Below are 11,912 nucleotides of genomic sequence, written 5' to 3'. Positions count from 1 at the left end.
CGGGTTCCGGCGCACGTCCCGGTGCGGGCGCCCCGGGGGGCGCCCGCACCGGCGGTGCGGGGGCTCTTTCCGTCTGTCCCCGTTCCGGGGGTGCAGTCGTCCGCCGCCCACGATTCACCCCCCGGCGCGCCCGCGCCCCGCCGACACACCGGGCGGCCTCCCGCACGGCCGCGTGTGACCCGCGCTCCGGTGGGCAGACGCGGCCGCACCGGACGAGCGACCCGGACCCGCGGCGCGCGGGAGGGAGGCGGGCAGTGAGATGGCCGACGGCACGGAGGAGAGGGGCCCGGAGCCCCGGCGGCACGAGCGGCCGCCGGGCACGGACGACGCGACGGTCGAGGCGCTCGGGCTGCTGTCCGAGGCGCTGGAGACCACCCAGCGGGCCCGCGGGCGGCTGTACGACTTCCACCAGCTCACCGGGGGCGCGGACAAGACGGTGGGCGAGGCGGTGCGCCGGCTGCGGGAGGCCGGGCACGACGAGCAGGCCGACCTGGTCGAGCGCGAGGTCCGCGGGGCGGACGTCCTGCCGGGCATGTGGACGTTCCAGGTCGTCGAGGCCTACGACGACGGGTACCACCGGCGCTTCACCGAGGTCGAGCGGCAGGTCCGCGAGGCCCTGGGCGACGGCCGCGCCCACATCGCCGAGGCCGAGATGAAGCAGCGGCGCGAGACCACCTGACGGCCCCGGACGGCGGTCCGGCACCCCGCCGGGGCGGGCCTACCCGGGCAGGCGGGTGTCGGTCCAGCCGGTGTCGGTCCAGCCGTCCGGCGTGCGGGTGTGGCGGCGGCGGAGGTGGTGGCGGTCGGGGGAGGCCTGCCAGAACTCGGCCTGGACGGGGTGCAGGGCGTAGCAGTGCTGGGCGGGGGAGGGGGTGGCGCAGGCCGGGGAGGGGCGGACCGGGCCGCGCAGGCGGACCTGGCGGCCGTGGAGCGGCCAGTAGGCGGTCAGGGCGGCGGCCGGGCGGGCGGCCAGCTGGGCGGCCTTGGGGGAGTCCGGGTCGGTCCAGAAGTGCCAGCTGGCGGACGGGAGTTCGACGTCCCGCAGGACGAGCACCCGGGCGTCCGGGCGGCCCTCGGCGTCGACCGTGGCGAGGGTCAGCACCTGGGCGTCCGGGGTGCCGGCGGCGAGGGCGTCCAGCAGCCAGGCGGTGAACAGCTCGGCGGGGCCGGTGGGCGCGTGGTCCGGCGGCGGGTAGGCGGGGGCGGCCAGCACTGGGTGGGCGACCAGCGCCCGGACGAGGGGGGAGGCGGCGTCGGTCACGGGCCCTCCTGGGCGGGGGCGGCCACCACGGTGGTGCCGCCGGGCCCGAGGGCCAGGCCGGGCGGCAGCAGCACCAGCAGCCGGCTGTCGGCGGGGGCGCCGGTGCGGGTGCACGGGGTGTCGATCCGCAGCCGAGCCTCGTCGAGGGGGTGGTGGGCGCGGAGCAGCCGGACGTGCTCCCGCAGGGCCGCCGGGTCGGCGAACCAGCCGACCGGGTGCCACCGCCAGCCCGCGTGCGCGTCGGCGCGACGGCGGTGCTCCTCGTCCTGTGCGCGCTTGCGCTTCCGTTGCCCCGGCACGGGACCCAGACTGGCGGTTCGCGGCGGCCGGGGCAAGCGGGTTCGCCGGCGGCGGGACGACCCGGGCGGGCGGCTTATTAGACTCGATGTTGATAAGAGTCGCCGAACCCCTTGTCGGGCCCGCTACCCACGAGTAGTTTGCCGGTGTGCCCGCCCGGACGACCCGGGCCGCCCGGGCCGCTCCCCCGTCCGCCGCGCGTCAGGAGGCACCCCCATGCCCCGCCCCACCCCGCCCGTCACCGTGCACGACAACCTGGTGCTCGAACCGCGCGACGTGCACTTCGACTGGTCCGGACTCCCGCTGCACTGGATCCCCGACGAGCCGATGGCCACCCACACCATCAACGTCCTGCACCTGCTGCTGCCCGAGGGCGAACGCTGGTTCGTCAAGGTGTTCAAGGACGCGCTGCCGCTGATCCGCGACGAGCAGCTGCGCGAGGAGGTGCTCGGCTTCATCGGGCAGGAGGCGATCCACGCCGAAGCCCACCAGGAGGTCCTCGACCACCTGCTCGGCCAGGGCCTCGACCCCCGCCCCTACGTCCGGCAGATCAGCTGGCTGTTCCACCGCGTCCTCGGCGACAAGCCCGGACTCACCGCCCGCCAGCGCCGCGAGAACGTCATCGAACGGGTCGCCTTCGTCGCCGCGATCGAGCACTTCACCGCCTTCCTCGGCGACTGGGCGCTCAACTCGCCCGGCCTCGACCGCGCCCAGGCCGACCCCACCATGCTCGACCTGCTGCGCTGGCACGGCGCCGAGGAGGTCGAGCACCGCAGCGTCGCCTACGACCTGATGCGCCACCTCGACCCCGGCTACCTGCGCCGGGTCCGCGGCATGCTGGTCTCCGGCCCCCTCCTGCTCCACCTGTGGGTCCGCGGCACCCGCTTCCTGCTCGCCGCCGACCCCACCCTCGACGGACGCCCCGCCCCCACCTGGCGCGAAGCCCGGCACGCCGCCCGCCGGGGCCTGCTGCCCGAACCCGGACGCTTCCTGCGCTCCGCCGCCCGCTACTTCGGCCCCCGCTACCACCCCACCCGCGAGGGCAGCTCCTCGCAGGCACTCGCCTACCTCGCGAAGTCGCCCGCGGCCCGGGCCGCCGCCACCCGCTGAGCCGAGCAGGACGCGGAACCGGGGCGCGGGGAACCGCGCCAGCGGACACGGCACTTCGGGAGGACCCGGATCCCCCGGGGGCCCGCGTCCTGGCCGCGGTCCCCGCGGAGCACGTCACCCCCCGCCGCTCGGCCCGCCCGCCGCCCCCGTCCCCGGAGCCCGCGCACGTCCCGTCCCCCCGCGCAGTTCCCCGCGCCCCCCGGCGGGGCGCGAACGCCACTTGGAGCCGTCACACCATGGATCTCGAAACGCCGCCCCCCGACCTGTACGGACGCCCGAGGACGGACCGGTTCTTCGCCCGGCTGACCGCGTTCGGGGACTGGTACAGCCCCGCGCTGGGACGGCCCGGGCTGCGGCGCAGCCCGCGGCGGGGCGAGGCGCGGGGCGTGCCGCCGCTGCACCTGGTGGTGCTGTCGCACCGGGCGGTCGCCGAGGACGTGGTGGAACTGCGGCTGGGCGACCCGTCCGGCGGGCCGCTGCCGGCCTGGCAGCCGGGCGCGCGGGTGCGGGTGACGCTGCCGTCCGGGCGGGAGCGCCACTACTCGCTGTGCGGCGACCCGGCCGACCGGCACGCCTACCGGATCGCGGTGCGCCGGATCGCCGACGGCGGCGGCGGATCGGTCGAGGTGCACGACGCCCTGCACGTCGGCGTCCGGCTGCGGGTGCTGCGGCCGCGCAACGGCTTCGCGTTCTGCGGCGAGGAGAAGGTGCTGTTCCTGGCCGGCGGGATCGGCGTCACCCCGCTGCTCCCGATGGCCCGGGCCGCCCGGCTCGCGGGCCTCGACTGGCGGCTGGTGCACACCGGCCGGAGCGCCGCCGCGCTCCCGTACACCGCCGAGCTGACCGCGCTCGACCCGGAGCGGGTGACCGTCCGCACCGACGACGCGCACGGCGTCCCCGACGCCGCCGAACTGCTCGCGCACGCGCCCCGGGGCGCCGCCGTCTACGTGTGCGGGCCCGCGCCGATGCTGCTCGCCGTCCAGCGCGCGCTGCCCGCCTCGCCCGCCGCCGCCCTGCACTTCGAACGCTTCGGGGCCGCGCCGATCCGCGACGGCCGACCGTTCGACATCCGGATCGGTGACACGACACGGACCGTCCCGGCGGACCGCTCCGCGCTCGACGTCGCCCGCGAACTCCGCCCCGACCTGCCGTACTCCTGCCGGCAGGGCTTCTGCGGCACCTGCGTCCTCAAGGTCTCCGCCGGAACACCCGAACACCGCGACCGCCGCCTGACCGGGGAACAGCGGGCCGCGGGCCTGCTCCTGCCGTGCGTCTCCCGGGCCGCCACCGGCGAGACCCTCGTCCTGGAGGTGTGAGATGCCCGCGTTCCCGTACGACGAACACGACCTGGCCAGGTTCCGGGAGGTCCAGCAACTGGCCTACCACTGCGCCGAACAGGTCGCCGCCTGGATCGAACCCGGCGTCACCGAACGCCAGACCACCGCCGAACTGCGCCGCTGCCTGGTCCGGGCCGGCGTGCAGGACTTCTTCCACGTCCCGTTCGCCTGGTTCGGCGACCGCACCGCCTTCCGGCACTTCCACACCCCGCTGCAGTTCTTCGCCGGCTCCCGCGTCCTCACCGAGGGCATGCCGTACGTGCTGGACTGCGCGCCCGTCGTCGACGGCTACACCGCCGACATCGGCTACGGCGGCAAGGTCGGCGAGAACCCCGTCTGGGACCTGCTCGCCAAGGACCTCCGGGCCTACCGCGAACTCATCCTGCGCGAGGTCAAGGCCCGCAAGCCGCTCGCCGAGGTGTACGCCGCCGTCGACGCCCAACTCGCCCTCCACGGCTACGACAACCGCCACCAGGTCTACCCGGGCCGGGTCATCGGCCACCAGGTGACCCGGAACACCGCCCGCGGCCCGGCCGGCGTCCACCTGTTCGGCTTCGGAGTGCGTACGCTGCAGACCCTCGGACGCGAACTCGTGAAGGAACGCCTGGAAGGCCGCTCCCCGCTCTGGGCGGGCGGCCGGACCTCCCGCCACGCCCCCACGCCCGGCCTGTGGGCGGTCGAACCGCACATCGGCTTCCGCGAGGTGGGCATCAAGTTCGAGGAACTCCTCGTCGTCACCGACGACGACGCGTACTGGCTCGACGACGACCTGCCGCACGTGCGGCGCTGGGCAGCACTCCAGGAGGCAACCGCATGACCGGCCGCAGCAACGCGCCCCGCCGCCGCACCGTCGACTCCGGCGGCCTCCCGCTCGCCGTGTACGAGCAGGGCGACCCCGCCGACCCGACGGTGGTCCTGGTGCACGGCTACCCCGACGACCACTCGGTCTGGGACGACGTCGCCGCCGACCTGGCCGCCGACCACCACGTGGTGCGCTACGACACCCGCGGCTCCGGCGCCTCCGGCGTGCCCGCCGCCCGCGAGGACTACCGGCTGGAACTGCTCGGCCAGGACCTGTACGCCGTCGCCGACGCCGTCAGCCCCGACCGGCCCGTGCACGTCGTCGCGCACGACTGGGGCAGCGTCCAGGCCTGGGAGGCCGTCACCGCGCCCGGCTCCTACCGGCGGATCGCCTCCTACACCACGATGTCCGGCCCCTGCCTGGACCACATGGGCCACTGGATCCGGCACCGGCTGCGCCGCCCCACCCCCCGCCACCTCTCCCAACTGCTGCGCCAGGGCGCCCACTCCTGGTACATCGCGCTGTTCCAGCTCCCCGTCCTCGCCCCCGCCGCCTGGAGGCTCGGCCTGGCCCGGCTCTGGCCGCGCGTGCTGCGCGACCTGGAGGCCGTCCGCCCCCGGCCCGGCCACCCGCAGGCCACCCTCGCGAAGGACGCCGTGCACGGCATCGAGCTGTACCGGGCCAACATGCGCCCCCGGGTCCGCGCCCCGCGCGAGCGGCACACCGAGGTGCCGGTGCAGCTGATCACCCTGCGACGCGACCACTACGTCTCCGACTTCCTCTCCGAGGGCCTGGAACGCTGGGTCCCCCGGCTCACCCGGCGCACCCTGGACGCCACCCACTGGTCCGCGCTGCTGGAGAAGGGCCCGACGGTCGCCGCGATGGTCCGCGAGTTCACCGCCCGCGACCACGGCGCGCTCCGCCAGGAACCCTCCGCGACCGGCGAACTCGTCGTCGTCACCGGCGGCGGCAGCGGCATCGGCCGGGCCACCGCGCTCGCCTTCGCCGACGCCGGCGCCCGCGTCGTGGTCTGCGACCGCGATCTGCCCGCCGCCCGGCGCACCGCCGAACTCTGCGAACTCTCCGGCGTCAAGGCCGCCGCCTACCAGGTCGACGTCAGCGACGGCGCCGCCGTCGACGCCTTCGCCCAGCAGGTCGCCACCGACCACGGCGTCCCCGACGTGGTCGTCAACAACGCCGGCATCGGCCACTCCGGCACCTTCCTGCAGACCACCGACGACGAGTGGCGCCGCGTCCTGGACGTCAACCTGTGGGGCGTCATCCACGGCTGCCGCGCCTTCGGGCGGCTCATGGTCGACCGCGGCACCGGCGGCCACCTGGTCAACCTCGCCTCCGCCGCCGCCTACCTGCCCGCCAAGCGGCTCGCCGCGTACGCCACCTCCAAGTCCGCCGTCTTCATGCTCTCCGACTGCCTGCGCGCCGAACTCGCCCCGCACCGGATCGGCGTCTCCACCATCTGCCCCGGCATCGTCCACACCAACATCACCCGCACCACCACCTTCTCCGGCCTCGACGAGGACGCGCTCGCCGCCAAGCAGGCCAAGGTCTCCCGGCTGTACGCCCGCCGTGGCTTCCCCCCGGAGAAGGTCGCCGCCGAGATCGTCCGCGCGGTCCGCACCGGCAAGGCCGTCGTCCCCGTCACCATCGAGGCCAAGGCCGCCCGCCTGCTCGGCCGGCTCAGCCCCGCGCTGCTGCGCAAGGCGGCCCGGATCAACGCCGGCTGAGCCGCCCCGCCGGGGCGCGGAAGCCGTGGCGGCTCAGCCGGGAATCCGAAGGCGGGGAGCCGACGCCGGAGCGCGGAAAACCGGCTGCGGCCGCGGCCCCCCGCCTCCCCGCCGCCGAACTGCCCCGCTACGCCGACTACCGCGGCCCGCACATCACCGCCCTCGCCGCCGCGATCGCCCGCGCCGGCGTGCTCGACCCCGCCGCGATCGGCGCGGCGGCCCGCGCCGGCCACCACGACCCCCAGGAGCTGAAGCGGGTCTGGCACTGCCTCGCCCGCTACGGCCGCCCCGCCCTCCCGTAGACTGGCGGTCCGTGGACTTCTCGACGATGACCGGCCCGCTCGCCTCCTTCGCCCTGGTCGTGGGCCTGCTCACGCTCACCCCCGGGCTCGACACCGCGCTGATCCTGCGCACCGCCGCGCTCGACCGCCGCCGCCGGGCCTGGGGCGTGGTCCTCGGCATCCAGGTCGGCACCCTCACCTGGGGCACCGCCTCCGCCGCCGGACTCACCGTCCTGCTCACCGCCTCCCGCCTCGCCTACGAGACGCTGCGCTGGGCGGGCGTCTGCTACCTGCTCTGGACGGGCCTGCGGATGCTCCGCGCCCGCCACACCGCGGCGGCGGAGCCGGACGCACCGGCCGGGGCGGACGGCGGCGGCTGGTGGGCCGGTTGGCGGCGCGGCCTGCTCACCAACCTGCTCAACCCCAAGGTCGGCGTCTTCTACGTCGCCGTGCTGCCCCCGTTCATCCCGGCCGGCGCCCCGCACCTCGCCGCCGGCGTGCTGCTCACCTGCGTGCACGTGGCCGAGGGCCTGCTCTGGTCCGCCGTCCTGATCGCCTTCGCCCGCACCCTGCGCGCCCGGCTGCGCCGCCCGTCCGTCCGCCGCCTGCTCGACCGGGCCACCGGCGTCGCGGTGCTCGGCTTCGGCGCGAAGCTCGCCCTCGGCGACTGACCCGCAGACCGGACGCGGCCGCGGCCCGCCACCCGGCCGGCGAACGGCCGGGCCACGGCGGGGTCCCGCGTCGGTGCGGGGCGTGTCCGTCCCGCGCGACGAGGTCCCCCCGGGAGGGCTGGACCAGGAGGGCTGGGTCAGCTGTGCAACTCCTCGATCCCCTCCCGTAGTTCGTCCGCCGTCATGCACGGCGTCAACGTCACCCTGGCGCCCAACCGCAGCCAGAGCGGCTCCATGGCGGCCACCAGCGACGACTCCCGTTCCAGGTCCACCACCAGGGTGAACCCGCGGTGGCCGTTCAGGGGGTAGAAGTACGCGGCCTCGGGCCGCAGCCTCCCCAGCAGCTCGCCCATCAACTCCGGCATCTTCCCGCCGGTGACCAGCTCGTTCGACTTCTCGGTGTCGATCTCCGCGACGATCAGGGTTCGCATCGCACGCCTCCGGACCTTTCAGGGCTCCCGCGAACCGTTCCATTCTCCCGCCCCCGCCCGCCCCGGTCGCGGTGGAACGGTCCGGCCGGGTGCGCGCGGCGCCGGGTGGCGCCGCGCGGGGGCGGCGGGGAGCTGACGGACCGTCAGGCGGTCGCAGGGCGGGGGCGCACGAGGCGCACGTGAAAGTGACCGGTGTGCTTCCTGATGGATCGTCAATTTCCTTGTAACGCCACCCGGATGGTCGTATTCCGCTTAACATTCGGCCAAAAGAGGTGTGTTCTGAGCCGTTCGGATGACCGTCCGGCCGCGGTTCGGCGCGCCTGCCGGAGCTATCCACGAGAGCAGGGCATGACCCAGACAGAGCAACAGACCAGGGCGCCCGTACCGGGCGTCCGGCGGCGGCGGGCCGAGCGGACCGCCGCCGTGGTGGCGGCCCTCGCGGCGGCCACCGCCGTCGCCGCCCCGTCGGCCTCGCCGGCGACGGCGGACGGCTCGGTGACGGTGCGGGTGATCCGGGCCGTCGACGAGAGCGGCACCTGGACGCCGGTGCTGGAGCCGGGCATCGGCGGGGTGACCGTCACCCTGACCGGGGAGGACGGCGCCGTCCGCACCGGCGTCACGGCCGCCGACGGCACCGTGACGCTGACACCGGCCAAGTCGACCCCCAGCGGCAGGTACCGGGTCGAGGTGGTCAACCCGAAGCCGGGCGTGCTCCACCCGGCGTTCGCCGCCCGCGAGGGCCTGACCGGGGCGCCGAACCGGCTCAGCAGCAACGAGGAGTTCGTCGACCTCTCGGCCGGCAAGCAGGCCGCCCTCACCACCGGCCTGTGGAACCCCGCCGACTACTGCCAGCGCAACGCCCCGCTGGCGACCGCCTGCCAGCCGCCGACCGGCGCCCCGGCGGCCCAGCGCACCCTGCTGACCTTCCCGTACGAGTCGCGCGGCGTGAACAAGGACGTCACCGACGTCGGCACCAGCGGCCAGACCGGGAACGTCTTCGGCCTCGCCTGGAACCGCGAGGACCGGAGGCTGTTCAGCTCGGCGCAGGCCAAGCGGGCCACCGCGTACGGCCCCGGCGGGCCGGGGGCGATCTACGTCACCGACCCGGTGAAGAAGACCACCGCCCTGTTCGCGACCGTCCCGAACGCCGGGACGACCGCGCACGCGGCCGACGGCGACGACCTGGCGTTCCTGCCCGCCGTCGGCAAGGAGAGCCTCGGCGGGCTGAAGCTCACCGAGGACGGCCGCGACCTGTACGTGGTCAACCTGCACGACCGCAAGCTGTACCGGTACGACGCCACCGCGCCGGCCGCGTCCGCGCCCAAGGCCGTGTACGCCATCCCGGCGGCCGGCTGCCCGTCGCCCGACGACTGGCGCCCGTACGGCCTCGGCATGCAGGACGGCACCGGCTACGTCGGCGGCGTCTGCTCCGGCCAGTCCACCGGGAGGATCACCGACCTGCGGGCCGTGGTGCTGCCCTTCGACCCGGCCACCGGCGTGTTCCGCGCGGCCGTGCTGGACCAGCCGCTCGACCACCGGGGCGTCCCGACCACCCCCTGCGCGGGCTACTTCTGGTACCCGTGGCAGGACACCGAGCCCCAGGTGGGCGGCGCGGACTGCGGCGTCAACCCGGAGCCCGAGCTCGGCGAGGTCGGCTTCGAGACCGACGGCTCGATGCTGCTGGCCTTCCGCGACCGGTACGCCGACCAGGCCGCCGCCGCCCCGCCGGAGGGGCAGCCGCTGCCGAACGGCTTCGTCTACGTGCTCGCCTCGGCCGACTTCAACAAGGCCTGCCGCAGCGGTGACACGTACGTGCTGGACGTCAACCTCGGCTGCGGCCAGACCGTCCGCAACAAGGGCTTCTTCGACCAGAGCCGCCCGTACCCGAACGGCCACCCGTACCCGGCGTTCGCCGGCCTGGCGCTGTCCAAGGTCGAGAACTCCATCGCCACCTCCGGCTACGACGTGTCCAACAACATCGTCACCGCCGGCACCATGTTCACCCTGCGCGGCGGCGGCCCCGACCCGGGCCTCGGCAACGAACTGTCCGACGGCCGCTCGCGCTTCGGCAAGGGCGCCGCGATGGCCGACCTGGAAGTGCTCTGCGACCGCGCCCCGCTGCAGATCGGCAACCGGGTCTGGTACGACCCCGAGCGCTCCGGACGGCAGCTGCCGCAGCAGAAGCCCGTCCCCGGCGCCACCGTGCACCTCTACGACGCGGACGGGAAGCTGGTCGGCACCACCAAGACCACCGCCCGCGGCGAGTACTACTTCGACGACGGCAACGTCACCGGCGGGCTGAAGCCGAAGACCGCCTACACCATCCGGCTCGACAACCCCGCCGACTACACCGCGACCGGCCCGCTGTACCACTGGGTCCCGACCGGGGACAACGTCGGCGACAACCGCCTGACCGACTCCGACGGCACCGTCCCCGAGGGCGGCGGCTACGTCGAACGGGCGCTCACCACCGGCGGACCCGGCCAGAACGACCACAGCTTCGACTTCGGCTTCCAGAAGCAGCAGGGCGCGCTGCGCCTGGTCAAGCACGACCAGGACGGCAAGCCGCTGCCCGGCGCGGTCTTCCAGCTGTGGCGCGAGTCCAACGACACCGCCGGCCTGCAGGCCGACGGCGACAAGGCCGACACCGAGGTCGGCGACCCGTGCACCACCGGCGAGGACGGCACCTGCACCAGCCGGGTCGACCTCGGCAGCTACTACTGGCAGGAGGTCAGCCCGCCCAAGGGCTACCGGGCCCCCGAACAGCCGGTCCTCGGACCGGTCGTGCTGGACGACGCGCACCTCGACGCGGGCATCACCACCACCGCCGTCAACACCGTCGTCCCGCCGGAGCCGACCCCCACGCCCACCCCGACGCCCACCCCCACCCCGACCCCGGCGGCCCCCGCGCCGCCGCAGTCCCGCCCCACCCCGGGCGGCAGCCTCGCCAGCACCGGCATGGACGGCACCGTGCCGTACGCGCTGGCCGGCGGCGCGCTGCTGCTGGTGCTCGGCACCGGACTGCTGGTCGCGGTGCGCCGGCGCCGGGCGAGCTGATCGTCCGACCACCCGATCGGCGGCAGGACCGGGGCCCCGGGTTCGCACCCGGGGCCCCGGCCCGTCCACCCCAGGAACAGCAGAGGAATCCGTGGCAACGAAGAACGCGGTGACGAAGAACGCGGCGAAGCGGGCCCCGGCGGCACCGGGGAGCAGCGGCCGCCGTCGCCGGCACGCGCTGATCGCCGCGCTGGCCGCCGTCCTGGTCGCCGCCGGCGGGGTGACGGCCTGGCGGCTCACCACCGGCACGGACGAGGCCCGGCCGCTCAGCACCGAGGAGGCCTCCCGGCTCGCCCTGTCCCGGTTCACCCTCTACGGCACCAGCCCCGCCGAGGTCGAACTGACCGTCCGGGAGGGCGACGGCACGGTGGTCGAGGTGCACGGCGTCATCGACTACCGCACCCGGCACGCCGCCGGGACCTACAAGGTCACCGGAGCACAGGGCGCCCTCGACGAGGGCCTGCTGATCTGGGACGCCGGCGGCCTCGGCCTCGCCGATCCCCCCGCCGGGACGAACGCCGCCACCCCCGCCTGGGAACAGGCCGAGCACGTCCCGCGCACCGGCTGGACCTCCCGCCCGTACGGCACCGACCCGCTCGACGCCGGACTCGACCTGGCCGTCCAGCTCGGCGCCGACCGGCCCGACAACCCGCTGCTGCTCGCCCAGGCCGGCCCCCGCCTGCTCGGCCGCGACCGGATCGACGGCCGCGAGCACGACCGCATCTCCGGCCCCCGCCCGCGCGAGGCGGCCACCCCGGGGGACACCTCGCCGCTCACCTACTGGATCGACGGCGAGGGCGGCCTGCGCCGCGTCACCATGCGGATGCCCGGCATCGGCACCCCCACCACCCTGGACTTCCACGGGCGGCGGACCGGGGCGAAACTCCCCGAAGCGCCCTGGGCGACGGCCGGCTGACCCC

At 75.6% G+C, this 11,912-nt stretch carries 11 protein-coding genes; 8 read left to right on the top strand and 3 right to left on the bottom strand.

The features are described from left to right. Nucleotides 1-259 precede the first annotated feature (259 nt). On the top strand, nucleotides 260-679 hold the full coding sequence (locus ACZ3J7_RS00085) for a hypothetical protein (protein WP_465615145.1): 420 nt from the start codon (nucleotides 260-262) through the stop codon (nucleotides 677-679). A gap of 39 nt (nucleotides 680-718) precedes the next feature. Here ACZ3J7_RS00085 and ACZ3J7_RS00080 read toward each other — a convergent pair whose 3' ends face one another. Both ACZ3J7_RS00080 and ACZ3J7_RS00075 read right to left on the bottom strand, forming a co-directional pair. Continuing rightward, nucleotides 719-1,261, bottom strand: a complete 543-nt coding sequence (locus tag ACZ3J7_RS00080) for a pyridoxamine 5'-phosphate oxidase family protein (RefSeq protein ID WP_465615143.1) — start codon at nucleotides 1,259-1,261, stop codon at nucleotides 719-721. Then, nucleotides 1,258-1,560 carry a hypothetical protein gene (locus ACZ3J7_RS00075; protein ID WP_465615141.1) on the bottom strand — a complete coding sequence of 101 codons (303 nt, stop codon included), beginning with the start codon at nucleotides 1,558-1,560 and terminating at the stop codon, nucleotides 1,258-1,260. Before ACZ3J7_RS00075 ends, ACZ3J7_RS00080 begins: the two co-directional genes overlap by 4 nt. Before the next feature lie 214 nt (nucleotides 1,561-1,774). Here ACZ3J7_RS00075 and ACZ3J7_RS00070 point away from each other — a divergent pair, with 214 nt between their 5' ends. The 5 genes from ACZ3J7_RS00070 (at nucleotide 1,775) to ACZ3J7_RS00050 (ending at nucleotide 7,504) form a co-directional block, all read left to right on the top strand. Then, a complete protein-coding gene (locus ACZ3J7_RS00070) occupies nucleotides 1,775-2,668 on the top strand; it encodes a metal-dependent hydrolase (protein ID WP_465615139.1) in 894 nt (297 codons plus the stop codon). 236 nt (nucleotides 2,669-2,904) lie between these two features. After that, nucleotides 2,905-3,984 (top strand): PDR/VanB family oxidoreductase, encoded by a 1,080-nt coding sequence (locus tag ACZ3J7_RS00065; RefSeq protein ID WP_465615137.1) that lies wholly within the window; start codon nucleotides 2,905-2,907, stop codon nucleotides 3,982-3,984. 1 nt (nucleotide 3,985) lies between these two features. Beyond that, nucleotides 3,986-4,822: a M24 family metallopeptidase gene (locus tag ACZ3J7_RS00060; protein WP_465615135.1), complete on the top strand. Its 837-nt coding sequence runs from the start codon at nucleotides 3,986-3,988 to the stop codon at nucleotides 4,820-4,822. Further along, nucleotides 4,819-6,552 (top strand): SDR family oxidoreductase, encoded by a 1,734-nt coding sequence (locus ACZ3J7_RS00055; protein ID WP_465615133.1) that lies wholly within the window; start codon nucleotides 4,819-4,821, stop codon nucleotides 6,550-6,552. Before ACZ3J7_RS00060 ends, ACZ3J7_RS00055 begins: the two co-directional genes overlap by 4 nt. A gap of 328 nt (nucleotides 6,553-6,880) precedes the next feature. Beyond that, nucleotides 6,881-7,504, top strand: a complete 624-nt coding sequence (locus tag ACZ3J7_RS00050) for a LysE family translocator (protein WP_465615823.1) — start codon at nucleotides 6,881-6,883, stop codon at nucleotides 7,502-7,504. Nucleotides 7,505-7,641: 137 nt separating this feature from the next. Here ACZ3J7_RS00050 and ACZ3J7_RS00045 read toward each other — a convergent pair whose 3' ends face one another. Continuing rightward, nucleotides 7,642-7,935: a hypothetical protein gene (locus tag ACZ3J7_RS00045; protein WP_465615131.1), complete on the bottom strand. Its 294-nt coding sequence runs from the start codon at nucleotides 7,933-7,935 to the stop codon at nucleotides 7,642-7,644. Nucleotides 7,936-8,283: 348 nt separating this feature from the next. On the opposite strand from ACZ3J7_RS00045, the gene ACZ3J7_RS00040 reads away from it, so the two are divergent. Further along, nucleotides 8,284-10,992 carry an SdrD B-like domain-containing protein gene (locus ACZ3J7_RS00040; RefSeq protein WP_465615129.1) on the top strand — a complete coding sequence of 903 codons (2,709 nt, stop codon included), beginning with the start codon at nucleotides 8,284-8,286 and terminating at the stop codon, nucleotides 10,990-10,992. A gap of 91 nt (nucleotides 10,993-11,083) precedes the next feature. Beyond that, nucleotides 11,084-11,908 (top strand): LolA-like protein, encoded by an 825-nt coding sequence (locus tag ACZ3J7_RS00035; RefSeq protein ID WP_465615127.1) that lies wholly within the window; start codon nucleotides 11,084-11,086, stop codon nucleotides 11,906-11,908. Nucleotides 11,909-11,912 lie beyond the last annotated feature (4 nt).

Source organism: Kitasatospora sp. NPDC015121 (assembly GCF_055562955.1).
Note: the sequence above shows the minus strand (reverse complement) of the source record. Positions and strands in the feature narration are given on the sequence as shown.

Excerpts from the sequence above, each read along its gene's own strand:
- ACZ3J7_RS00055 (WP_465615133.1), top strand. The coding sequence starts at position 4,819 with ATGACCGGCCGCAGCAACGCGCCCCGCCGCCGCACCGTCGACTCCGGC.
- ACZ3J7_RS00060 (WP_465615135.1), top strand. The coding sequence starts at position 3,986 with ATGCCCGCGTTCCCGTACGACGAACACGACCTGGCCAGGTTCCGGGAG.
- ACZ3J7_RS00040 (WP_465615129.1), top strand. The coding sequence starts at position 8,284 with ATGACCCAGACAGAGCAACAGACCAGGGCGCCCGTACCGGGCGTCCGG.
- ACZ3J7_RS00065 (WP_465615137.1), top strand. The coding sequence starts at position 2,905 with ATGGATCTCGAAACGCCGCCCCCCGACCTGTACGGACGCCCGAGGACG.
- ACZ3J7_RS00070 (WP_465615139.1), top strand. The coding sequence starts at position 1,775 with ATGCCCCGCCCCACCCCGCCCGTCACCGTGCACGACAACCTGGTGCTC.
- ACZ3J7_RS00085 (WP_465615145.1), top strand. The coding sequence starts at position 260 with ATGGCCGACGGCACGGAGGAGAGGGGCCCGGAGCCCCGGCGGCACGAG.
- ACZ3J7_RS00045 (WP_465615131.1), bottom strand. The coding sequence starts at position 7,935 with ATGCGAACCCTGATCGTCGCGGAGATCGACACCGAGAAGTCGAACGAG.
- ACZ3J7_RS00050 (WP_465615823.1), top strand. The coding sequence starts at position 6,881 with ATGACCGGCCCGCTCGCCTCCTTCGCCCTGGTCGTGGGCCTGCTCACG.